General features: G+C 37.6%; 18 protein-coding genes. 12 read left to right on the top strand and 6 right to left on the bottom strand.

What is annotated here, in order from left to right; genetic code table 11:
• Nucleotides 1-8 precede the first annotated feature (8 nt).
• A complete protein-coding gene (locus MM239_RS09165) occupies nucleotides 9-2,081 on the bottom strand; it encodes a SpoIIE family protein phosphatase (RefSeq protein ID WP_241347905.1) in 2,073 nt (690 codons plus the stop codon).
• Nucleotides 2,082-2,181: 100 nt separating this feature from the next.
• On the opposite strand from MM239_RS09165, the gene MM239_RS09160 reads away from it, so the two are divergent.
• A complete protein-coding gene (locus tag MM239_RS09160) occupies nucleotides 2,182-2,898 on the top strand; it encodes a DUF4197 domain-containing protein (protein ID WP_241347904.1) in 717 nt (238 codons plus the stop codon).
• A gap of 17 nt (nucleotides 2,899-2,915) precedes the next feature.
• Here the strand turns inward: MM239_RS09160 and MM239_RS09155 are convergent, their stop codons facing one another.
• Nucleotides 2,916-3,230 (bottom strand): DUF721 domain-containing protein, encoded by a 315-nt coding sequence (locus MM239_RS09155; RefSeq protein WP_241347903.1) that lies wholly within the window; start codon nucleotides 3,228-3,230, stop codon nucleotides 2,916-2,918.
• Nucleotides 3,231-3,255: 25 nt separating this feature from the next.
• Entirely contained in the window at nucleotides 3,256-4,380 is a 1,125-nt protein-coding gene (gene hemW, locus MM239_RS09150; RefSeq protein WP_241347902.1) for a radical SAM family heme chaperone HemW, read from the bottom strand.
• A gap of 103 nt (nucleotides 4,381-4,483) precedes the next feature.
• Between hemW and MM239_RS09145 the strand changes: the two genes are divergently transcribed.
• The 8 genes from MM239_RS09145 to porN all read left to right on the top strand — a co-directional run bounded on the left by MM239_RS09145 (nucleotide 4,484) and on the right by porN (nucleotide 13,724).
• Nucleotides 4,484-6,205, top strand: coding sequence for a BamA/TamA family outer membrane protein (locus tag MM239_RS09145; RefSeq protein WP_241347901.1), 1,722 nt, complete (start codon nucleotides 4,484-4,486; stop codon nucleotides 6,203-6,205).
• A 47-nt stretch (nucleotides 6,206-6,252) separates the two neighbouring features.
• Nucleotides 6,253-7,326 carry a DUF4271 domain-containing protein gene (locus MM239_RS09140; protein WP_241347900.1) on the top strand — a complete coding sequence of 358 codons (1,074 nt, stop codon included), beginning with the start codon at nucleotides 6,253-6,255 and terminating at the stop codon, nucleotides 7,324-7,326.
• Between the two features lie 34 nt (nucleotides 7,327-7,360).
• Nucleotides 7,361-8,134 (top strand): uroporphyrinogen-III synthase, encoded by a 774-nt coding sequence (locus tag MM239_RS09135; protein WP_241347899.1) that lies wholly within the window; start codon nucleotides 7,361-7,363, stop codon nucleotides 8,132-8,134.
• 76 nt (nucleotides 8,135-8,210) lie between these two features.
• Nucleotides 8,211-9,182, top strand: coding sequence for a PorP/SprF family type IX secretion system membrane protein (locus MM239_RS09130; RefSeq protein WP_241347898.1), 972 nt, complete (start codon nucleotides 8,211-8,213; stop codon nucleotides 9,180-9,182).
• A 116-nt stretch (nucleotides 9,183-9,298) separates the two neighbouring features.
• Nucleotides 9,299-10,393 carry a T9SS ring complex lipoprotein PorK/GldK gene (gene porK, locus MM239_RS09125; RefSeq protein WP_241347897.1) on the top strand — a complete coding sequence of 365 codons (1,095 nt, stop codon included), beginning with the start codon at nucleotides 9,299-9,301 and terminating at the stop codon, nucleotides 10,391-10,393.
• Nucleotides 10,394-10,435: 42 nt separating this feature from the next.
• The gene (porL, locus tag MM239_RS09120; protein WP_241347896.1) at nucleotides 10,436-11,239 is read left to right on the top strand and encodes a type IX secretion system motor protein PorL/GldL; all 804 of its coding nucleotides are present in this window, start codon (nucleotides 10,436-10,438) and stop codon (nucleotides 11,237-11,239) included.
• 43 nt (nucleotides 11,240-11,282) lie between these two features.
• The gene (gene porM / locus MM239_RS09115) at nucleotides 11,283-12,881 is read left to right on the top strand and encodes a type IX secretion system motor protein PorM/GldM (RefSeq protein WP_241347895.1); all 1,599 of its coding nucleotides are present in this window, start codon (nucleotides 11,283-11,285) and stop codon (nucleotides 12,879-12,881) included.
• Nucleotides 12,882-12,944: 63 nt separating this feature from the next.
• Complete coding sequence (gene porN / locus MM239_RS09110) at nucleotides 12,945-13,724, top strand: type IX secretion system ring subunit PorN/GldN (protein ID WP_394801500.1); 780 nt, start codon at nucleotides 12,945-12,947, stop codon at nucleotides 13,722-13,724.
• 22 nt (nucleotides 13,725-13,746) lie between these two features.
• Here porN and uvrC read toward each other — a convergent pair whose 3' ends face one another.
• The 3 genes from uvrC to porW form a co-directional block, all read right to left on the bottom strand.
• Nucleotides 13,747-15,552 carry an excinuclease ABC subunit UvrC gene (uvrC, locus tag MM239_RS09105; RefSeq protein WP_241347893.1) on the bottom strand — a complete coding sequence of 602 codons (1,806 nt, stop codon included), beginning with the start codon at nucleotides 15,550-15,552 and terminating at the stop codon, nucleotides 13,747-13,749.
• 268 nt (nucleotides 15,553-15,820) lie between these two features.
• A complete protein-coding gene (locus MM239_RS09100; RefSeq protein WP_241347892.1) occupies nucleotides 15,821-18,097 on the bottom strand; it encodes a penicillin-binding protein 1A in 2,277 nt (758 codons plus the stop codon).
• Nucleotides 18,098-18,115: 18 nt separating this feature from the next.
• Entirely contained in the window at nucleotides 18,116-20,740 is a 2,625-nt protein-coding gene (gene porW / locus MM239_RS09095; RefSeq protein ID WP_241347891.1) for a type IX secretion system periplasmic lipoprotein PorW/SprE, read from the bottom strand.
• Nucleotides 20,741-20,854: 114 nt separating this feature from the next.
• Here porW and MM239_RS09090 point away from each other — a divergent pair, with 114 nt between their 5' ends.
• Genes MM239_RS09090 through MM239_RS09080 form a run of 3 tightly spaced genes read left to right on the top strand, consistent with a single transcriptional unit; the run spans nucleotide 20,855 to nucleotide 22,366 of the window.
• On the top strand, nucleotides 20,855-21,724 hold the full coding sequence (locus MM239_RS09090; RefSeq protein WP_241347890.1) for a M23 family metallopeptidase: 870 nt from the start codon (nucleotides 20,855-20,857) through the stop codon (nucleotides 21,722-21,724).
• A 2-nt stretch (nucleotides 21,725-21,726) separates the two neighbouring features.
• Entirely contained in the window at nucleotides 21,727-22,149 is a 423-nt protein-coding gene (locus tag MM239_RS09085) for a bactofilin family protein (protein WP_241347889.1), read from the top strand.
• On the top strand, nucleotides 22,112-22,366 hold the full coding sequence (locus MM239_RS09080) for an AtpZ/AtpI family protein (RefSeq protein ID WP_241347888.1): 255 nt from the start codon (nucleotides 22,112-22,114) through the stop codon (nucleotides 22,364-22,366). Before MM239_RS09085 ends, MM239_RS09080 begins: the two co-directional genes overlap by 38 nt.
• The last annotated feature ends 3 nt before the right edge of the window (nucleotides 22,367-22,369 follow it).

Raw genomic sequence — 22,369 nt, 5'->3', positions numbered from 1 at the left:
TATTAGGGTTACTGAGGTTTTTGTAAAAATTTAATTACCAAAAGTGAGTAATCGTCATCTGGTAATGATGATGAACCTATAAACTCATACATATCTTCTATAATTTTCTGTTGGATTTGACTTGCTGTCAAAGCATGACCATCGTTTACTGAAAGCTTCAATCTTTCATACCCAAACTCTTCACCTTCCTGATTCTTGGCTTCGATGATTCCATCTGTAAACAGTATCATGATATCTCCTTCTTCATAATGCACGTCTTTTTGATGTACATATTTTTCATACATTTTGTTTCTCAACACTCCCAATCCCATACCATCAATACTCAAGTATTCGGACACATTTTCCTTAGCTTTGAAAAACAAAGTGGGGCAGTGACCTGCCCTGGAGTAGGTGATCACTTGGGAGACTGTGTCAAGGACAAAGTATGAAGTAGTGATAAAGTGATTTTTCTCAAGGCAATGGCTCAATGCTGCATTTGCTTTGATCAAAAATTCGCTAGGGCTAGGGTTTAGCTGAACTAAACTGTGGAAAACCCCCTTCATCTGGGACATATTGAAAGCTGCTGACGTCCCCTTTCCTGACACATCACCGATAATAATAGCAAACTTCCCTTCTCCGAGTTCTTGTGTCTCGTAGTAGTCGCCTCCTACTTCATCTGCCGCTTCTGAAAACCCATGAATTTGAAACGAATCATCATGATGAAGCTTGGAAGGCAACAGGCTTCTCTGCACGCGTTGTGCAATCAGTAGCTCTTCTTTGTAGCGCTCATTCTTAAGCGCTTCATTGAGTAGCCTATAGTTTTCTACAGAAATACAGGCTTGCCCCACAAAAGTTGAAATGATATTTATCATCTCTTTATTAAATCCATCCTTGACCTCTTTGACAAGGTATATCCTCCCCAAGGTTTTCTTGTGAATCACCAAAGGCACTATCATGGCCGATTTATATTTGAAATCAGGTAGCTTACCGATAAGCGTCTTGCTATCATTGGCCCTGTTGTCCCATCGGAAATCAGAAAACGGCTTTGTCTCTTCTATGAGCTTCTGTAGCTCCATGCGCTCCTTGTTACCTACAAATCTTTGATGTATCACATTTTTATTTCCATTGACATCCAATATTTCCAGCCAGGCAGCATCTACATAGGCTGCACTCATACAGGAATCCATCAAAATATCGAGCACCTGATTTTCATTTTGACCAGGCTTTATAGATTGACTAAGTCTTTGAAAATTGATCGCTTCGACAAGCTTTTGTTCAAAAACTGAGGAAGTAGGTAGGTTAAATAAGGTTACTAAAAAGCTGAAAAGGGAATAAATGAATACAAATGCAAAGAGCGACAATAAGAATAAATTGTCAGTCAGGTTAAGATAAGGACTGATGCTCGAACTGTACGAAAGAATTTGAATAAACAAGTATGAAGAAGATATCAATATCACTACCAAGTATAATATTGACTTCCATTTCTCCTTGAATGTAAGGTATGGAATCCACTTTAGATTCACAGAAAGGGATATTCCAAATATTACAAGCACTCCTAACCCAAAGAGAAAACTATAATCCAGAGAGTTTTGATTGAAAAATACAAAAAACATACTGACCAAAAGACCAATTTCAAATCCCTGCCATTGATTGACAATCCTTTTATTTTTCTGATATAAGATAAGATGCTTCCATAGTAAAGTACTGGATACAAGGAAAATGGTGATAAAGCCAAAGTCAATATGATAGAAAATATTCTTCAAAATAGGGTCAGAAGCAAGCCTGCTATCTCCAAGCATGAAATAAAATAAGGAAATCAACAAGGAAACCCCAGTAGCCAAAAGTCCTGTGCTAGCACCTCTCCAAATCAAATCTAAAAAATTACTTTTCTCACTTTTTTGAATTGAATGATGAAAAAAAAGATAGACCATAATGAAAAAAATAATTTGTAGAATGTACGAAACTTCAGGCGCAATTTGGGAATCCAATTGATTGATTTTTCCAAAAAGTCTTGTAATATCAACAAAAAGTAGGGCTAGCCAGGTCATTATCGCGACCAAAAGACTTATCTTGCCGATATTTAAGTTCGGGAGCTTGAACATTTTCTATAGTAGGGTACAATAATAAGCAATACAATGCAATTTTCCTGACAGAAACTCAACGCTTTCGATAAATTTATTTCAAAAATCTATATTTAAATTCATGAAGAAGTTCACAATACGTTTTTCGATCATCGTGCTGATTTTGGCAACATCATGTACCGCAGCAGACATCAATAGAGTCCTTCAATCAACAGGTCAAGGAGGCTTGACCCAAACAGAGGTATCAGCAGGATTAAAGGAAGCTCTGATTCAAGGCATTAGCAAAGGTGCTGATCAAGCTTCAATGGTTGACGGGTTTTTCAAAAATGAATTGATCAAAATCCTACTTCCAGAAGATGCAAGAAGGGTAGAATCTACTTTGAGACAAGTAGGTCTAGGCGCTGAAGTGGACAGGGCGCTTTTGGCTATCAATAGAGGTGCAGAAATGGCAGCAAAAGAGGCTAAGCCGATTTTCATAAGCGCAATCAGACAGCTTACTATACAGGATGCATTCAGTATTTTGAGAGGTGAACCTGATGCCGCTACTCAATTTTTGAGAAGGACTACCGAAAATCAATTGATCGACCTATTCCAACCAAGAATACAAGAGTCCTTAAATGAAGTAGGTGCTACGAAGTACTACGGTGATATCGCAAGTACATACAATGCCATTCCACTCACCAATAGAAAAATAGATCCAGATTTGAATACATACGTCACTGACCGTGCCATTGACGGGCTTTTCAAATTGATCGCTGAGGAAGAGCTAAATATTAGAAAAGACCCTGTTTCTAGAACGACCGCCTTGATGAGAAGGGTGTTTGGAACTCAAGATTAAAAAAACAAAAGGTGTGGTTACAGAAAAACCAACTCCGTAATCACACCTTTTCCAAATTTTTGTTCAATGATCTCGATGATCTTCGACTTATTCATTGACATTTCATTTTTAATAGCTCCAGAAGTGACTTTGACAAAAAGCTTTTTATCTTTGATATACACAGAGGTAGTTCTACTCGCTACTGTCTTGCCCATCATTTCTGGCCAAGCTTGTATCAAAAGCCTTTCATCATACTTGTCCTTCAATCGATAAGTTTTGAGTAATTCCTCAAAGGCTTCTTGTAGTGGAGCCGTCTCCTTTTTTCTCCCCGAATTATCCCTATACTTTTCCATCCTTGTTCAATTTAACCCTTTTAACTTAAATAAATAATGCCGATGCAATACTATCGGCTAAAAGTCTACCCTTTCCTGTAAGTACTATCGACTGGTCTTTCTTTTCAATCATTTGCTCACTTCGTAACTGGTCGATCATAGAAGACTTCATCGCTAATAAGTCAATTTGAAACTCCTGGATTAATAATCCTAAATCAACTCCCCATATTGTCCTAAGACCAGTCATTATAAATTCATTGACAAGGTCTTCTGTACTCATTTCTTCAGTTGTGAATATTGGAGCCCCTGATTTGATTCCTCTTATATAAGCGTGATTACTGGCTACATTTGCGCCACGACTTCTTCCATCAAATGAGTGAGCACTAGGCCCAATACCAAGGTATGGCACTCCCATCCAATAGTTCGTGTTGTGAACAGCAAATTCACCTTCTTTTCCAAAATTGGATATTTCATATTGAATATAACCTGAAGCTGTCAATTTTTCTAGCATCATTTCAAATTGCGTAGCTGCAAAATCATCAGAGGCAGGTTCAAACTTCCCTTTTTCGACCCAACTTCCCAGTGCTGTCTGCGGTTCTACCGTAAGACAATATGAACTAATATGCCCTGGATCTTGGCTTAAGGCTATCGTTAAGTCTTTTTCCCAAATCTCATGATTTTTGCTTGGAAACCCATAGATCAAATCTATAGATAGTTTCTCAAAACCGGCTTCTTTGGCTAATCCAATGGCCTTGATCGACTCCTGAGCATTGTGTGCACGATTGTAAAACTTTAGAATCTCTTCTTGAAAACTCTGTATACCAATACTCAAACGATCAAAGCCAAGTGACTTTAAATCACGAAGTTTATCCCTTTTCAAATCATCTGGATTAGTTTCAACAGTTAGCTCACTGATCTCCAACCGATAATGCTTGGTTATGGTATTCAGTATTGATTCCAATTGTCTTGTAGAAAGTAAAGAGGGAGTTCCTCCACCAAAATAAATGGTATGAATAGGCTGGCTTATTGGCAAATAATCCGCCCTCTGCACTAACTCTGAGTTAATCACGTTCACCATATCATCCATATAAGAGAGATTGGTACTGAAATGAAAATCACAATAGTGACAGGCTTGCTTGCAGAAAGGGATATGAATATAAATACCAGCCAAGGGAAATTCGGTTTTGAATTGATAAAGATAATGGAGATGCTAAGAAGTATCATAAAACTACCTTAATTTTAAAAATCTTTGTCAACTGCCTTCTAGTTACTCCATGAAGCTAAACTCACTCATATTGTTCTATTTTCTTTCGGCTGCACTTTGTCAAGCACAAGGAAAGCTAGCGCATGTCGCATACCAAGTGCATGGTGCAGAAGAACGTGTGGGGATCATAACGCTGAAAAATGAAAGTCTTCCTCAAGCAGAGATCCATAATCTGTTGTCAAGATATCATGCTGACGGCTATCTTGCAGCCACAGTAATTTATGAGCAAGACCATGCTGATACTTTACATATAAAAATAGCGACAGGTGAGAGGTTCAATTGGTTAAAGCTAAAAAAAGGGAACATTCCTGATCAATTTTTGATAAAAGCTGGATATGATCCGCGAACATTTGATACCAAACCTGTGCAATATCAGCATGTAGCAAGCCTCTTCGATCGCTTGATCAAAGAGGCTGAAAACAATGGTTTTCCATTTGCTATTGTGAGACTTGACAGCTTGGAAAGGCAAAACGCATCAATAGGTGGATCATTGAATCTAGCATTGGGGCCAAAAATCACCTTCGACAGTTTACAAATCACTGGCAACTCCAAAACAAAGCAGGGATACTTGGCAAAATATCTTCAAATCATACCTGGAGAGCCATTTTCGCAGCTAAAAGTCAATCAAGCTGTAAAACAAGTCAGAAATCTTCCATACCTGCGATGGTCTGGGGAACCTGAGATCAGTTTCCAGAATGAAGAAGCCACCGTATACTTACCTATCAATGATAGAAAAGTAAATACCATTGATGGTATCATAGGCTTTTTACCAAACGAATTCGAAGAAAACAAACTATTGGTAACTGGTCAGTTTGATTTGAGTCTGTTTAATGTAGGAGGAAAAGGAAGAAACTATCAACTCAACTGGCAACGACTGAGTCAATACACTCAAAACCTAAGGATCTCAGCTATTGAGCCTATGATTCTCGGCTCCAAGATAGATGTAGGTGCTAGCTTTTCTTTACTTAAAGAAGACACCACCTTTTTGAACAGAGACTTTAGGATTGATTTTGGTTACAGAATCTTGAGCGATCACTATTTGAAATTTTTTAGCAGAAGGCAAGCCGGCGACCTATTGGCCACATTTGGCTTGCAAAATTTAGAAACACTACCTGAAATAGCTGACTTCAGGTTCAATAATTATGGACTTCAGTATCAGCTGACGCTACTTGATGATGTTTTTCTCCCTAGAAAAGGATTCTTCGGTGCAATAGAATTTGCTATTGGCAACAAAAATATTCTTGAGAACACCGGCTTACCTTCGAGGGTATATGAAGACATCAACCTTAGAACCATTCAGTTTTATGCAAAAGTGGATTTTGAAAAACATTTCTATTTCAGGCCTCAATGGGGCATGTTGGCCTCGATCTCTACAGGTCTAATGGAAAATGAAAACTTGCTAATCAACGACCTGTACAGGTTAGGTGGGCTTAGAAGTATAAGAGGGTTCAATGAGAATTACTTTTTTGCTAACAATTATATGTATTTCAACATAGAACCAAGATTCTATTTTGATACCTACTCATATTTTATGATTTTTGTCGACGGAGGAAGATTAGAAAATCGCACACAAGGATTAGCTGTTGATTATCCATTTGCAACTGGGCTAGGGTTTAGCTTAGAGACAGGAAATGGCATTTTCAATTTCATCTATGCCATTGGAAGGGCGAATGCCCAAGATTTTGCACTGAATTTATCCAAGATACATTTTGGTTATACAGGAAGGTTTTAAAAATAAGTATGAAGCAATATTTTCGAATATCATTGTTGGTAGTTTTCATGATTTCCATAGGATTTGTGGTTGAAGGACAAGTTTTAGAAAACTATAACAATAAATTAAATTTTGACAGGCAGTCAGGCTGGTTCAGTTCTTCTGAAGTAATTAGGGTCAATCTAGACACCGATCAATTTCCTGCTTCAAGTTTTCAATTTTGCTTACCAAAAGGTGCGACCCTGTTTGTAGGGGAAGTGTTATGGTTTCATGCAGAAGAGGATACTTCTTTTATCATTCCGTTAGCGACTATGAAAGAAAAGTTTCATTTAGAATCCAATGCCAACTTTTCAATTCTTAAAAAAGGCATAAAAATAGAAGATGTGGTGATCAAGAAAGGATTTTTCAATAGCTCTACGCCACAAAACACCCTTGTAAATATAGATTATGCCCCAGAAGAGCGCGAAGTGAATTCCTTTTATGATTTTTTCTTTTCTGCTTTGGTTATTATCCTATTATTGGTCGCCATGTATAAGTTCATTTATCCTCTTGTTTTATCTTATATTGTTGATCCTCAATCCCTGTTTACAGCAGAAGATTTCTCTGAAAGCAACGCATTACAAAAATTCTTTACACTAGACATTATATTTTTTATACTTATAATCAACTTACTTATGGCACTTATCGCGATGGTAGGGATAAAAGAAACAGGTTGGGGCTCACAGCTATCTACCGTAGTGCAAGGAAGTCTTAACGAGCTATTTTTTTATTGGTTGGTCATTACATTGGCATTGTTTATAGGTACTATTTTCAAGTTTTTATTCATCAAATTCATCACATTCATTTATGATTTAGGAAAGAAAGAGTTCTCTCATTTTTTTTATTTGTTGAGAATTGTATCGATTTTATTAATGGTTTTGACATTAATCATAACTATAGTAGCATTAAACTCACCTGAAAGCCTGACTTCTGTCCTGCAATATTCATTTTATCTTGTTTTCTGGGCATATATAATAGGAGTATTCTTTTTGATGCTCATTATGATGAATAAGGTATCATTTAATAATTATCATTTATTTGCTTACATTTGCACCGCGGAATTAGTGCCTTTTTTGATAATCTCAAAATTTATCATAGGGTAGCGTGTTCAAAATAGATTTAAAAGAAAAAGCAAAAATGAGTAAATCTACCAAAGACAGATTCAATCCAGTAAAAAGCATATTAGTCTCCCAACCGAAGCCAAGTGACGAGCGATCTCCTTACTTTATGCTGGCAGAAAAATACAATCTCAAAATAGACTTTAGGCCTTTTATCCAGGTGGAGCCTGTTTCTATTAAAGATTTCAGGAAGCAGAAGATAGAGATTTTGAAGCACACAGCCGTTATTTTTACAAGTAGAAATGCTATTGATCATTTCTTCACTATCTGTAAGGAGCTTAAAATAGAGATGCCGGCTGATATGAAATATTTCTGTATATCAGACCAAACAGCGCACTACTTACAAAAGTACATTGTCATCAGAAAGCGTAAATTATTTGTTGGTTCCAAAACTGCATCAGACCTTTTTGACTACTTTAAGAAGCACAAATCTGAAAAATATCTTTTCCCATGTTCTGACATTAGAAAAGATGAGATTCCAGCATATTTATCCAAGAGTAACATAGAATACACAGAAGCAATCATATACCATACTGTAGCAGCTGACTTGTCAGATTTGAAGGATATCAAGTATGATATACTCGCATTCTTCAGCCCTTCAGGAATCAAATCTCTCATGACTAATTTTCCTGATTTCAAGCAAAATAACACAAGAATCGCTGCCTTTGGGCCGACTACAGCAGAAGCTGTAAGAGAGCAAGATTTGATTTTGGATATAGAGGCACCTATGCCAAATGCTCCGAGTATGACGGGAGCTTTGGAGCTATATATCAAGAAGGCAAATAATTTATGATTTCTTTTCAATCATTTGTGGTGTTTTTCAGTTTAAATGTGTAGAATAGATTCTGAAAAAGAAAATCTTATAATACATGGGTAAGCAGAAAAACATCACACTTAGATTTTTACCATTTTTCGCGATGGTTGCTTTTTATAGCTCATCATTATTTGCACAGCAAGATGCGCAATTTACGCAATACATGTACAATGGACTTTTTTATAATCCAGCTTTTGCAGGAAAAGAAAAAGGATATCAGTTCTCAGCCCTTCATCGGACACAGTGGGCTAACTACTCAGGTGCTAATGGACCTGCACCGATCACTCAACTGTTGACCGCATCAGGATCTTTGGCAAATACAAACTTAGGCTATGGCCTCAGTTTTGTAAACGATAATATTGGAGCTACAAATAATCAAGAGGTAAATCTCTCGTTAGGCTATCACATCAGGTTAAGAAGAGGGACATTGAGCATTGGAGCATCTGGTGGAATGTTTTCAAGTACATTGAAATATGACGAATTGAATTTGGTAAACCCTGATCCTTCCGTACCAGCAGGAGGCAGGGAAACTCAGATGAACATAAACTTTGGAGGTGGAGCTATTTACGATCAAGGGAAATTCTATGTTGGAGTAAGTACTCGGCATGTCAACGAGCCAAGCTTTGATTTTGGAGATGGAGCCATTGCCAACCCATTATTAAATCATAGCTACCTCAATGCCGGCTATAGAATAAAGACTTATGCGTTTTGGACCTTTGAGCCAAGTTTTCTTTTAAAAACAGTATCGTTCAATAATTTTTCATACGACCTGAGCGTTATAGCCACACACAATCAAAAAGTTAGTGCAGGATTGGCATATAGAGGGGAAGAAGCAGTTTCACTTTTGGTGGGTTACAGTTTATTAAGAGACAATTCTCTAAAAATTGGTTATGCATTTGATTTGGTGTTTGGAGGACTTGAGGCAAAGTCACCAACCAGTCATGAGTTCATGTTGAGGTACAATCTACCTCAAGTATCTAGAGATTTTCAGCGTGTCATTCAAAGGACGCCGCGCTACAGGTTTTAAACAAAAAGTTGAAAATTTGATTAAGGATTAGTGTTTTTGTCAAATTTTCGTTTAAATTTCGCTTTCGTTGTGATAAAAAATAAGCAGTTATTTATATAACTTAATTACTGTCATTTATGTGTAAAAAAATGATTTCAAGGTTTTTTCCAGTGGTTACGGTGGTCTTAGTCGCCTCGTGCTTACAGGGTTGTGGCCTCTTTGGTAAAAAAGGGTCCGCAAGTGAAAAAGATAACAGGCGTGGGGAAGTTACTGGAGTAGCCAAAAGAGTTGGCTGGCAACAAAACCTTCCTATAGACATGGTAGCTGTGAAGGCAGGAACATTTTGGATGGGTCAAGCTGATGAAGATATTGCCATAACCCAATCCGCTTTCAACAAACAGATTACAATCTCCGAATTTTACATGGATAAATATGAAGTGTCTAATAATAAGTACAGGCAATTCGTTGAGGCTGTAAGGTTAGGCGAATATTCTTATTCCACACCTACCACCCTCAAAGATCCACCTCAATTCAATTTAAATGAAGTACTTCCAGATACAACGGTATGGAATACAAGTTTTTCCTATCATTATGGAGATCCTTTGATGGAGTTTTATTTCGATCACCCTGCATTTGACAATTATCCAGTAGTAGGAGTAAGTTGGGAACAAGCCAATATGTACTGTCAATGGAGAACCTATCACATGAATGCCAACGATAAATCCAACTTTGAAATGCCTCCATTTAGACTTCCTTCAGAAGCAGAATGGGAATACGCAGCCAAAGGTGGAAAAGATGTAGCAAAATACCCTTGGGGTGGACCATACTTGAAAAACAAAAGAGGTTGCCTTATGGCCAACTTCAAACCAGGTAGAGGTAACTATATAGACGATGGATTCTCTTATACAGCACCAGTTGATGTATATGCGCCAAATGGATTTGGTCTATATAACATGGCAGGAAATGTATCTGAATGGGTACTGGATGATTATAGTGAAGTAGGATCTGCGTTGACCTGGGATTTGGACCCTGTATATAAAAAAGAGGGAGAATCTAGAAAAGTGGTAAGAGGTGGTTCTTGGAAAGACATCGCTCACTATCTAGAGACAAGTACCAGAACTTATGAATATCAAGACGTAAAAACGGCACATATTGGATTCAGAACGACCATGACATTCATCGGAAGATCAGGCTCAATGGAAGTAAATAACAACAGAAGAAGACAACGATAAAACAGCTAAAACTTAATCCCTTACATTTCACTTTTAACAAAAATGGAAAAGAACAAACAATCATTCAAGTATAAGTTTTATGGCACAATCATGCCAAAAATCTATGGTATAGGTGCAGCAGTAGTAATCTTGGGAGCAATGTTCAAAATCTTAGATTGGCCATTTGCCAGTTTGATGATTGGAGTTGGGCTTTCTACGGAGGCAGCTATATTTTTCTTATCAGCTTTTGAGCCTCAGCATGAAGAATTAGATTGGTCCAAAGTATATCCAGAATTAGCCGGAGCCGAGCCAGTAGAAAGAAGACCAGCAGCCAGAGTAGCTACTGGACCAAGCGCTACACAACAGCTTGATGAAATGCTTGAAAAGGCTAAAATTGGACCAGAATTGATAGAAAGTCTAGGGAAAGGGATGCAAAATTTAGCAAGCTCAGCAGAAAAAATGGGGAAGTTGTCAGACGCTGCTGTTGCTACCAACGAATATGCAGAAAACGTGAAGTCAGCTTCAAAGACGTTAGTAGATATCAACCAATCATATGGTAAAACTGCTGCTGCACTGACCGAAATGTCAAATGCTTCAACTGATGCAAAAGAATACCACGCTCAAGTAGTCACAGTTACCAAAAACCTTGCTGCACTAAACAATGTGTACGAGATGGAATTACAAGATGCAAACTCTCACGTAAAGACATTGAACAAATTCTATGCAAATATGACCTCGGCATTAGAAGGTCTTAATGAAGCTGGGAAAGAAACCGAAGCCTTTAAAAATGAGTTGGCAAAACTTAACTCGAACGTAAGTTCACTAAACAAAATCTATGGTGGTATGCTATCAGCCATGAAAGGTTAAGCCCCGTTTTGAATAAAAATGTTTAATCTTTTAGAAAAATAATATGGCCGGAGGCAAAGAGACACCTAGACAGCGGATGATCGGGATGATGTATCTCGTGTTGACTGCATTGTTGGCACTACAGGTATCTAATCAAATCCTACAGAAGTTTGTATTGATCAATGATGGTTTGGAGAGAACCTCAAGAAATTACATCCAAAAAAATGAGTTTGCTGTACAGTCTATCGCTGGGACAGTAGAACAGCAAGGTAACAATGAAAAAGATGTTCCAAAAGTTAAAGTAGCTCAGGAGATCAGAAAGAAGTCATCTGAGATATTCACTTACTTGGAATCTATGAAGCAAGAATTGATCACGCAATCAAACGCAAAAGATGATCAGGGACAATTCAAAACTTCAGCATTGAAAAATGTGGACATCCCAGGAAATATATTTAACAACAACAGAAAGGGTTATGAGATGCAGGACGCGCTCAATAAATACCCAGAAGAAGTATCTGCATTGTTGAGAGAAGTTGGTATAGATATAAGTTTTCAGCCAATTGCTAAAGACGCTAGTGAGATCGATCTCTTCAAAAATGATCCTGATGTAAGGTCCAAAGATTTTGTAAATTTGACTTTCGTCAAATCACCAATAGGTGCAGTTTTGACATTGATATCACAATTTCAAAATGAAGTTCTCAATGTAGAAAGTGAAGCACTAAGTGCAATTACCAACACCATTGGATCGTTCTTTTACAAAGCTGATATCGTACAGGCAAGAATTTCTGCGCTTTCTAATGTAGTAGCCGCTGGGACAAAGTTTGAAGCTGACATGTTTATCGCTTCCAGCTCATCAGCAGATGCTCCTCGCATGTTGCTAGATGGCAAAGATGTACCAGTAGCAGAAGGATTTGGTAAAATTGAATTTACTGCTACTCCTGGTCAATACGATGATAGAGGATTGTCACGCAGAGTGCTTAAAGGGGAAATCATTACCAATGTAGGTGGAGAAGATCAGATACTTCCTATAGAGTATGAATACTTTGTAGCACAACCTGTAATTAGAGTAACGTCAGAAGTTGTCAATCAGCTATATGCAGATTGTGCTAATGACCTGATGATAGATGTACCCGCATTGGGTAATAGCTATGCACCGACATTTGCCGTTCAAAATGGTCAAGCTATCCAAGGTACAAAACCTGGACAAGTGACAATTATCCCTGGTTCATCAGGTAAAACTGTAATCGGTGTGACAAGTGGTGGAAATAAAATCGGTGATGTATCCTATGATATCAAGCCAGTACCTATGCCTACCATCGTTCCTGCGACAAGTTCAGGGCCTATTGACTTGAGTCAAGGAATAGCACCTATACAAAGTATCTTAATCAGAGCAGAAGCAGAGCCAACGTTTGCTAGAACAATGGCGAGAGATGCTAAATTCGAAGTGACTGGTGGTGAAGTGACCTTGGTAAGAAGTGAAGTTCCTAGAGGATCTGTAAACATAGCTGGTGAGACGGTAGGTATAAGAAATCTAGCAGAACAAGCCAGGGGTGGAGACCAACTCATCGTCAGGGTGACAGAAGTGACTAGAACAAATTTCCAAGGAAGAAAAGTGAAGATGCCAATGTCATCTCCACAAATCATAAGGATAGCAATCAAGTAATCATGCGCTTAGGCGCTAAATTGTAAGCATATGAAAAAGCATGCTAAATTATTAGGACTATTTATGCTTTTAGGCTTGTTCACGCAAGTCGAAGTGATGGCACAAGTGCCCACGAGCATGAATCCATCTGGAACTGGTGATAGGCAGTTCAAGCAGGATACAGTATACTCCATCAGACCGATTAGAGAAGATGATAAAATGTATCAGATTGCTGTCTGGAGAAGAATAGACTTAAGAGAGAAGTTCAACCAACCTCTATATGGAGCAGGTGATTCCAAGTCCAATGGAATCATGGCAAATATCTACAAAGCTATAGTTGAAGAGAATGCACTTGAGGTTTTTGAGGATGAGGAGTTCAAAAAGCCATTGTCCATCGCAGAATTCCAAAACAAATTTTGGATGGCGGCAAATGGTGATAGTATTTTCATGAAGAACCTATACTACTTGGATTTTAGAGAGGATTTCTTATTTGACAAGCATCATTCTCAAACCAAGTTTGATATAAAATACTTAGAAATCGTAATGCCTTCAGAAACCAACGCCAATGCAGGTCAGAAAACTGTAGCATTTATCAGATTCAAAGACTTCTACAATCACTTCCAAGATCATCCGGAGGCTAAATGGATCAATTTTCAAAACGCCTCAAAAGATTTAGGATATGATCAAGCATTTGACTTGAGGTTATTCAGGTCTGTGGTAAGAAAATATGCAAATAAAGACAATGCGCTTATTGTAGATATGGTTGATCTAAATCATCCGAATCCAGAACTTCAAGCTTTCTTAGATGCTTTAGAATTTGAATACAAACTACTCGATTGGGAAAATGCCCTTTGGGAGTGGTAAAAAAAAAGCAGCGGTTGATAATTCAATCGCTGCTTTTTTCATTTAAAGCTTGATATACTTTTTCTGCTCTATGCTTACCAACTACGACTTCAATGTCTTCTAGTCTGGCCTGTTGGATTTTCTTAACAGACTTAAAATGTTTCAAAAGCTTGTCCGCTGTTTCGTTTCCGATACCTTCTATGGCCGTCAATTGAGTACCGATAGCATTTTTGCTTCTGATGTCTCGGTGAAAAGTAATCGCAAACCTATGTGCTTCATCTCTGACCCTTTGTAAAAGTCTAAGCGCTTCAGATTTCTTATCGATGTGAATTGGATAAGAGTCCTCTGGGAAATAGATTTCTTCAAGTCGCTTAGCAATACCTATGATCGGTACTTTTCCATAAATCCCAATTTCTTTTAAAGCTTCTACAGCAGACGACAATTGCCCCTTACCACCATCGATCACGATCAGCTTAGGAAGAGGCTTATTTTCTTCTAATATCCGTTTATAGCGCCTTCCTACTACTTCGGTCATTGACGCAAAGTCATTGGGCCCTTCTACGGTTTTAATATGGTAGTGTCTATACTCTTTTACTGCTGGTTTACCATTTAGAAAACAAACCATTGACGCCACTGGATGTGTCCCTTGGATATTAGAGTTATCAAAGCATTCGATATGATCTGGAAGCTCTTGCAAAGAAAGGTCTGCTTGAAGCTGCTTGAGAACCCTTGACTTTTTATCTTGCACTTCACCTAGTGCCAATGCTTTTTCCTTTTTATAGAATTTGGCGTTTTTCAATGAGAGATCTATCAGGTGCTTTTTGTCACCGATTTTAGGGGTTGCTATATTCAAACCTTCGATTTCCTCTTCTAGCTCAAGATTGATCAGTATCTCTGGCGACTCACTTTGAAATTGATCCCTAAGTCTTATAATAGCGGTAATGAGCATCTCTTCTTCCGACTCATCCAGACGCTTTTTAAGCTCAACTGTTTTGGTAAGATGAATACTGCCATTCTTGATTTTAAGATAATTTACAAAGGCAAGCTTTTCATCTGTCACAATCGTGAATACATCAAGGTCCTTGATACTTGGATTCACTACCATCGATTTGGCCTGATACTTCTCTAATAGATCATATTTATCCTTAAACCGCTGAGCCAACTCAAATTCGTAACGCTCTGCTGCCTCTTGCATCCTGGTTTTAAAAAAGCCTTTGGGTATTCCCAAATTTCCTTTCAATATTTGTTTCGCTTGTTCAATATCACGCAGATATGCAGGCTCTCCTTGCAGTCCCTCGCAAGGGCCAAGACAATTTCCTATATGGAACTCTAAACAAACTTTATATTTCTGCTCTGCTATTTTGTAGGGGCTTAGATCTAGTTTGCAGGTACGAATAGTGAAAAGATTACGGATAAGATCCAAAACATTGTTCATTGCCTTGACACTCGCGAAGGGTCCAAAATAAGTCCCTCTACCCTTGATCATCTTTCTAGTAGGAAAAATCCTAGGAAAATTCTCATGGGTCAACAATAAGTATGGATATGTTTTATCATCACGAAGGAGAATATTATACTTTGGGTGAGCTTTTTTAATGAGGTTGTTTTCCAAAAGTAGTGCATCAAGCTCAGAGTTGACCAGGGTAATCTCAATCTTTCGAATCTCCTTTACCATTCGTCTAGTCTTATAATTGACACCAGAATTCTTGACAAAATAGCTAGCCACACGCTTCTTGAGACTCTTTGCCTTACCTACATAAATTAATTCTTGATCTTCATTGTAGTATTTGTAGACACCTGGGGCGTCTGGCAATTGTGAATAAGTTTCTGGTGAATAAAAGGATGCTTCCATGTACTTACAAATATAAAAAATGAGATCATGAAGATTGTAAATTTGGCTAAGGATTATCTAGATTTTAGGAAAAGAAGACTATTGACAGAAAAATCACCAACTAGGGTTGAATCCTTAATAAACACCTGATACAATAAGAATCCCTGCTAGCTCATTTTTGAAATGAAGTAGCAGGGATTAAAACATCTGTAACTCGTCAAATTAGAATTTCTTTAACTTAACGGTATACATACTAAAATTTGATTTCAAAAGACTAAAGATTAATTTACTAAAAATCATTTCTTCTTGCATCATAATCAAAGTCACTGTATCTATTACTCTGTGTTTCATACTCATCACAATTTATCTCTATGCTTAGTGGCCTTTCAGGCCTTGGAAAAGGCCCTTTAGTAATCCCTAAAGATGGATCTGCATAAACTTTTTCCATAAACTTGACCCAAATCGGCCGTGCTGTTCGGCCACCTTGCCCGTTGGCCCAATTCCTAAAGTGAATAGCCCTATCATCTCCACCTACCCATACACCTGACACTAAATCCTTGCTAATCCCCATATACCAGCCATCAGAAGCATTCTGTGTAGTCCCAGTCTTTCCTCCAAGTTCATTCCCTCCATCTCTTAGTGCGTAGGGAACACCTTGAGAGGTACCCCCACCTTCTTCAAATCCACCTCTAAGCATATACACCATCAAATAAGCATGCTCCTCTGAGATAGCAGGTCTTTTCTTTGGGGTAAACTGATACAATAAGTTCCCATTCTTATCCTCTATTCTATCAATATAGAAAGGAGTAATGTGCTCACCTTTGTTGACAAAAGTACCAAATGCACCTACCATTTCATAGATAGTCACATCTGTAGTACCAAGTGCCAAGGCAGGAACTTCCTCTAGTTCACTCGTGATGCCTAACCTTTTTGCAGTTTCGACTACTACTTTGGGGCTCAACTTTTTCATCATATAGGCAGTCACGGAATTTATAGATTGTCCCATAGCTTTTCTAATGGTCATTTTTTCATAAGAAAACTTGCTATTTGCATTTTTTGGACTCCAAGTAGGCTGACCAGGGATATTGATTTCTACTGGCTGATCTATTACGGTATAACAAGGGCTGTAGCCATTTTCTATGGCAGCAGCATACACAAAGGGCTTAAATGTAGACCCTGGCTGTCTTTTACCTTTCTTGACGTGATCGTATTTGAAATATTTTTGATTTACACCACCAACCCAAGCTTTGACATGTCCAGTCATAGGATCCATCGATACAAAACCCGTCTGAAGATGCTTTTTATAATACCTCAAAGAATCCATAGTGCTAAACAACGTATCGATCTCTCCTTTGTCCCAAGAAAATACCCTCATTTTCTTTTTCTCGTTTAGCTTGATGTCAATAGAGTCAGCATTGTTACCATACCTTTTGACCAGATTGCGATAAGCCTCTGTCCTTTTTACTTGAGTTTCTAGAAAATTAGGAATCACCCTACCATTAGAATCTATCCATGGATCTCTGCTCCCCATTTCTTGCTCAAAACGCTTCTGAAGATCTCTCATATGCTCATCTACAGCTTCCTCTGCAAAGCGCTGCATACGGCTGTCTATTGTGGTAAATACTTTTAGACCATCACCGTAGAGGTCATAGCTCGTTCCATCTGTTTTTAGGTTCTCTTTTGTCCATTTTATCAAGTCCTCTTTGATAACTTCCCTGAAGTATTGCGCCTGACCTTGATTGTGACTTTGAACCCTATAGTCGAGCTCTATAGGCAAAGCCTTTAATGAATCTAATTCGGTTTTTGATAAGTAGTCATACTTATACATTTGGGCAAGTACTGTATTTCGTCTTCTTAGTGAATTCTCTGGATTGAAGACTGGACTATAGTATGTTGGGGCTTTGAATAAACCAACCAAAACTGCTGATTCTTGCACATTCAAATCATTCGGGGTCTTATCAAAAAAGGTTTTTGCCGCTGTTTTGATACCATATGCATTACTTCCAAACTCAGAAGTATTCAAGTATAATGTCAAGATCTCGTTTTTGGTGTAAGCTTTCTCAAGCTTCGCTGCTACTATCCATTCCTTGGTTTTTATAATAAGCATGCGAAGACCAGGTATCCTACTCAACAATCCTTGAGATTCTTGATTTCTAGTCTTAAAAAGGTTTTTTGCCGTCTGTTGAGACAAAGTACTCCCACCTCCAGCACCTTGGCGAAGAATCAAGGATTTGAACAGCACCCTTCCCATACTTTGAAAATCAATCCCAGAGTGCTCTTTGAATCGAATATCTTCAGTAGCTATCAATGCATTGACAACATTTGGGGAAAGGTCATTGTAAGTGACTGGGCTCCTATTTTCTCTGAAATAAGTACCAAGCAATACACCATCAGAAGAGTAAAGCTCAGAAGCTAATTCACTTTGAGGATTTTCCAACGCTTTGAAATCAGGTAACTCACCATACAATCCAAGGAAGTTTACACTTACGGACCATAGGAAGATGATAAAACCAAAAAATCCAGCTAGGAAGATAATCCAGATATACTTTATTAATTTTTGGGTCATTTTTATGATTGAGATATATTATTTGTACGTTTTTTTGTAGAAGTTTCTGTATTCTTCTATGTCTTTCAACTTATTCAACTCTTGGAAATTCTCAATTGAAATGAGTAAAGTGTTGTTTTTATCTTGCTCTGATAGTGAAGAATATTCAAAAGCCTCCATGAATTTCTTTCTATAATCGGTAGCCTTTTCTCCATTGTTAAATGGACTCACTATGTAAATAGCATTCTCTCTGTTTAGGTTCATGTTCCCCGTTCTCAGACGAGCATTTGCGAAATTTGCCTTATGAAAAGTTTCAAGATCAGCCAATAATCCTTTAGCTTCTTTCGCCTTCTCAGCATCCAACACAATCACAAAGATATGAGTTTGATTAGGATTTTCTTTGTACGGTGATACCGAAGCTTCCTCTGATTCATCTTTAGCTACACTTTCATTCTCATCACCAACATTTTCATCTTGATTTTCAGTAGCTTCTTCTTTTGGGATTTCACCAGTGAGAGCAATCAACATATTCCTTGCCATTTTTGTAAGGTCAGCATCTTCGGTGCTTTGTATATAGTTTTCCAACCTACTCTGATATCGCTCTCGGTCATCAATCTTTCCAGATATCATCACGTCAAGTAACATGATTTTATCTGTATTCCTAGTAAGAGGATATTCCTCAAGGGTATTTCTTAGCAGCCCTCTTGCTTTAGTATAGTCTCGAGCTTGATACAACTCGTAGGCCTTTTTATAATTATTGGAAGATGCTAAATACGCTTGATTACCTGAGATCTTGGTTGGGTTATTGACAGAATATGTAAAAGGAGATTCTGGAAATTCTCTATTCAACCTTTGACTGTAAAGTTCAAAATTCCCTCCACGCTCCTTCTGCGCCAAATGCAAGATGTAATAGGCTTCTGGCTTTTTATTGGTATTAGGAAAAGTTGTGATTAGTGTCTCCAAATTTTCTATAGAAAACTCTGGTTCTTTGAAATCAAAGAAAAGCAATTTCCCTAATTCAAAATAAGCAACCTCTAGTTCTCCATTCAATCTATTGATATCTTCATCTGACTTTGGGATGGCACTTAAGAGTTCTTCTTTTGATGGGATTTGGGAAAACTGGCTTTCCTCATCATTCTCCTCTTCTTCATAAGCAAGTTCTTCTTCTGTTTGATTCATAGAGGAAGTAGAAAAGCTCTGTGAACTCAGTCTCCAGTTATCTTCTAAAGGTCTATTGCCCCAGTTTCTCGCGAAGTCAATTGTGCCTTGCTGCATTGCAGCTGGGTTATCAAAGTAAAAACTCTCACCTGAACCAGATGATCTACCACTAAAAGCAAGAAGATTATCAAACATTTTATTATTACTCTTCGCTTTTTCCTTTGCCGCTGCCAATTGAATTAACCTATCCTCTTCAGCTTTGATGAAGTTTTGTGCAACTAGCTCCTGCTGCTCAGGGCTGAGCTTGGAAAGGCTAATCAAACTGTCATTTGTTGTAATCGTTTCAAAATGGGTAACGTATTCATCTAAGATTCCTTTCTGTCTATTGATCTGATCATAAGCAGGGTCTATTGGACGAAAACTCATCAAAGCACTATCTAGATAATACTTTGCCATTCTATAATTTTTATCATCCTCTAAGCTGATTTCTGCAAGCTTTTTATAGATATAACCTTTCTGGATCGGGTTACTACCTTCTTCTTTTGCAGCTCTTTTCAAAAGATTGACTCCCTCTTCCCTTTCATCTTGCTTGAGTTCAAACAACGCTTTCTCATAGAGAATTACATCCCTTAAATCTTTATTTTTACTGTTTTTATACAAATCATCATAGTAAGCTCTAACTTTCTTTATGTCTTTTGACTTGTCCAACTCAGCTACTTGCTGAGAATACAACTGTGCATAAAAGCTCCTCTCATAAGGAGGATTACCTTTAAGGGATTCTTGGTAAAAATTGTAAGCCAAAGCGTCCAATCCTTCACCTTGATAAAGTTGAGCCAAAATAAAATTTATTCTAGACTTTTCTTTCTTGTCCTTTGCATACCCTGCAGCCCTGTCAAGTGCTCCGATTTTCCCCTCGACATCGCCTTGTAAATGATAATAATGTCCCAGGGTCTGAAATAATAAAAACCTATTCTCAGAACTAATCTTCTGTTCTTTTGACAAATAATCAATCACATAGACCACATCATCATGCTGCTTGAGGTCAATAAAAATCCTCATCAATTGAATCAAGCTCCTATGTCTCAAATTACGATCTTTACTATTGACATTTAGATATTTGAAAGTATTAATAGCATCATCAAAATCCGCTTTGTAAAACTCCACCATACCTATCAAAAAGTAATTATCATCTACCCATTTACTAATGCGATGCCAGTCTATGGCTTTGGAAGAAAACGCTCTAGCCTCCTTGAGCAATTCTTCATTTTCTTCTATCACTGCACTATCTATAGGATAAAAAATAGGAAGTACTTGGCTATAATCTTCTTTATGGCTTTTCTTGATGGACTGTTCAAGTTCCTGAATCTTTAAATTGGATAAATAATAAGCATTGTACCTAGAAGTGGTATTGTGATACATTCTATTGGTAAAAGTGTTCTTTTCAGAGGAACAGGCTGAAAAAAACAGCAAGAAAAATAAGAAGAAGCCGTAATAATGCGTTTTCATTGCTGAGATCAATAGTAATAAGTATCCAAAGTAAAGGAATTGAATCAATTTATTAAACGGTTTGGATTAATATTATATTTTTGAGAATCAGAAAATCATTCAAAATAAAAAAAATTGGGTTTACGAGAAAAATCAAAGAGTTGGCTAAAGACAAAGTTTCTATTTGTCATAAGAAAAGAAGAAGACTTTTCGGTCATCACTTCAATAAGTATTACTAAACTCAAGTTAGGATTGATTCTTATACTATTTATTTTTATAAGCGTCGGATTTTCGTTGATTGCTTCAAGGACTTTTCTCAAAGCATGGTTTGATCCGGAATACTTAGAATCAGAAAATACAGCCAGGATTATAGAGCTGGCAGATATTGTTGACTCCCTTTTGGTAGAGGTAAAGCAAAGGGATCAATATGTCAAAAATATCCAAAGAGTCATATCAGGTAATGAAATGGAAGCTGTAATGGGTGAAGATTCACTACCCGTTCAAGCACGAAACAGCGGAAAAGAAATCAATTTATTCGAAAAAAGTGAAGCTACAAAATCCATAGAAAGTGAGTTCAAAGGAGTCACTATGGACTTCAACAATCCAACAACAATCGTATCATCCTCTTTTACTGAAACTTACTTATTCCCTCCACTAAGAGGCGTAGTAGTATCAGTTTATGAACCAAATATGGGACATTTTGGTGTTGATATTGTGGCATCGGAAAATGAGCCAGTCAAAGCGATAGCTGCAGGAACAGTTGTAATGGCATCGTGGACTTTGGAAACAGGTTATGTGATAGGAATTCAACATGCCAATGAATTGGTTTCATTTTACAAACATAATTCCGTATTATTGAAGTCTGTAGGTGATGTGATCCGAGGTGGAGAGATCATCTCAATCATCGGGAATACAGGCGAATTAACCACAGGCCAACACCTGCACTTCGAATTGTGGTTCAAAGGCAACTCACTCAATCCCCAAGAATTTATAACATTTAATTAGACATGTTCAAGAAGCAAGACGACAAATCTGTGGTTGAAATGGTCAATTCCAGTAATGTGATTTCCAAAGAGACCGTCATCAAAGGAGACATCAAAGCTCAAGGAAATATAAGAGTAGAAGGAAAAGTAGAAGGAATTTTAGATTCCAGAAATAAAATTGTAATCGGAGAATCAGCTTTGGTGATTGGAAATGTACTTTCAGTAGAAGCTGAAATCGCAGGCATAGTTCGAGGTGAAATTCATTGTAAAGGTATATTATACCTTAAAAAGACTGCTCAAATCAATGGCGACATCTATACACAGAAGCTCGTCATAGAGAATGGCGCATCTTTCAATGGAAAATGCCAAATGGGAGAAATAACACAACCATCAAATCAAAACCTAAAAATTGGAGCACCTAAAGAAAAAGTCCTCATCGAACAATGATCAGGGTTTTATAAGATACATTGGATTATCCTTTCAACTATGTGCAGTCATAGGACTTGGAACATGGTTGGGCTGGGTAATTCAAAAAAAAAGCGAGCTAGATTTCCCTATCTGGCTCCTACTTTTTTGCTTTTTATCTATTGGTATTGCCTTCTATCAACTTTTTCAATCACTTAAAAATGAAAATAAGATAGAAGATAAGAGAAAAAAGCCTTAATTT

The organism is Belliella filtrata, from assembly GCF_022549775.1.
Taxonomy (GTDB): domain Bacteria; phylum Bacteroidota; class Bacteroidia; order Cytophagales; family Cyclobacteriaceae; genus Belliella; species Belliella filtrata.
The sequence above is the reverse complement of the archived record's forward strand: the minus strand, read 5'-3'. Positions and strand labels throughout refer to the sequence as shown.